The sequence below is a fragment of the Pontibacterium sp. genome (assembly GCF_041587635.1).
Classification (GTDB): Bacteria; Pseudomonadota; Gammaproteobacteria; order Pseudomonadales; family Balneatricaceae; genus Pontibacterium.
This window is the reverse complement of record NZ_JBFGYC010000623.1, coordinates 1-2,223: the sequence shown is the minus strand read 5'-3', so window position 1 is coordinate 2,223 and position 2,223 is coordinate 1. Positions and strand designations below refer to the sequence as shown.

Below are 2,223 nucleotides of genomic sequence, written 5' to 3'. Positions count from 1 at the left end.
CGGTGCAAGCTTAGTTCAGATTTCAGAGCATGTGCGGCGTCTTGGGCAATACTCAGGCCGATCCCCGAGCCCTTTATGGCTCCGGCACGCTTATGACTGCCCTGATAGAAGGGTTCGAACAGGTGGGGAACATCGTCATCCGGGATAACCGGGCCACTGTTTTCTACATCGACCAGAAGCTGATTTTTCAGTGGTTCCAGCTGTATGGATAGCACCCCGTTTGCGGTGCCGTAGTGTGCTGCATTGGATATAAGATTTGTCAGAATACGCAGCAGCATCGCTCGATCTGTATGCCAGTATACCTTTTTCTCGGGCAATCTGACCTGAATCTTTTTCTGCTCCAGCTGCAGCTTATGGGGCGTTAGCGCTTCATTTACCAGCTTACGCAGGTCCAGTTCTTGTGGCTGGATCGGTTCTTGCTGTCCCAGACGATTGTAATCCAGAAGCTGCTCGATCAGGGACTGCAGTTCGTGCGCGTTGGATTGCAATAACCCAACAATTTCTTGCTGCGAGTCGTTCAGTGGGCCGGCGACTTCTTCCGCCAGCAGGTCTGAGCCTTCGCGTAATGTGGTGAGTGGCGTTTTGAGTTCATGTGACATGTGGCGAAGAAACCGCTGCTTTTCACCTTCTAACTGTTGCAGCTCTTGCCCTAGCCAGTCGAGCTGTTCGTCCAGTTCAACCAGTTCTCGGGGGCCTCCAACTCGGGTACCGAAGGTGCGTTCACCCTGACCCAATGCTCGGATCCGGCTGCCCAGCCTTAGAACGGGGCGGCTGATACGGCGGCTAAAGAAAACCATCATCAGAGCGGACATGCCAATTAGAATAGACGCTTGTACAACCAGCGCGTTCTGGGTGTTGTGTGCCACGGTATTCAGGTCTTTCAAGCGTACATCCAGTGCTTGATCCAAGCGGACATTGAGGTCTCGTGTCAGGCTGATGAGCAACAGTCCCTCTGGATCAAAGTTGGAATCTGTCAGTTTATCCAGATGTTCATAAATCAGGTGGATATGATCGCTGGCATCCAGAGCAAAGCTCTGAATCGTCAGCAGTTGGCGATAGTTATTGATCTGATCGATCAGACGTAGCTTGATCTCTTCCCGAGCTAGAATTTTGTATTGGCGGGATGCGCGGGTAATGTCTTCTGCCAATTGTTGCATCGATTGACCGCGACGGCTGATCTCAAGCGACTGGCGTGCGAGATCACGCCCCATGGCGGATTGTTCGACTAATGCGTTACTGGCTTGAAACAGCAAGATGCCCAGTGGCATTACCACGAGGATAAATGCGACCAGTACAAGTTGTTTCAGCGAATTTGGACGCCAGTTAGCGAAACGTGATTGATTCATGAACGGCTGGGTATAAGTTGAACATTTATTGGAATTATCTACCAAAGCGTCCATGAGGTTAAGTCCATATTACAAAAGGGGCAGGCCATATCCTGGTAGGTAGGGTAGGAGATATGGCCTGTAAGAGCGCTTCTGAACCATCAGTTGGGAGGGATATGGTTCAGGACGCTAACGCTATTACTTACAGAGTAAATACAGCGTTTTTAGCAGATAGGTACGCAGTTGTTTCCGTATCGGTCTGAATGAGTGAAAACTCCGCCTCGGTCAGGTAACCGTCTTTGTTAACATCCAGTTCTTCAAACTGTTGAACCAGTGGTGCAGTATCTTTTGCTTCAACAGCACTGATCTTGCCATCGTTGTTCTGGTCCAGCTGTTCGAAAGCGGTAGGCTTTTCAGCTTCTGTGGTTTCAGTTGCCAGTACAGCAACTGGCGTTGCCAGAAGAGCAGTAACCAGAGCGATTGCAGACATCTTTTTCATAATTGATTCCTTCAAAATAAAAGACTGTATTTAAAAATCAGGATGTATATATCAATCTGCGTGCCAAGATTATTTAAGTCTTTATAAAACAAATGGTTATTGGTTTTTTTGGGCAGTTTTGTTATGTGTGAGCGGTGAGTGTCAGAGAATCTGCCTGAAAATACCAGGAATCTGTCTGCTTATGGCGACAGTGAAAAGAGGGTTGGTGTAAAAGTACCGAGAAATGGGCCTTTAGGCGTGTTGCTAAAAAGCGACAGGTTGACAGAGGAGTCTGTGAAACGCCGACAACCCTCCGGAAAGATGGGACTTTTCTGTAATCGCGCGCCATTTTTGGCATTGATTCACAGATTATTTGTCACTCCACTAGAGCCTTAATGGCTAAACTCTTTGCTATTTTGT

General features: G+C 48.4%; 2 protein-coding genes. Both read right to left on the bottom strand.

Annotated features, from left to right (window positions below):
- Positions 1-1,346 (bottom strand): ATP-binding protein (locus ABYW01_RS19920; protein ID WP_372836159.1); only part of this gene is annotated, 1,346 nt, incomplete at its 3' end.
- Positions 1,347-1,527: 181 nt separating this feature from the next.
- Positions 1,528-1,824 (bottom strand): hypothetical protein, encoded by a 297-nt coding sequence (locus ABYW01_RS19915; RefSeq protein ID WP_193954175.1) that lies wholly within the window; start codon positions 1,822-1,824, stop codon positions 1,528-1,530.
- Between the last annotated feature and the right edge of the window lie 399 nt (positions 1,825-2,223).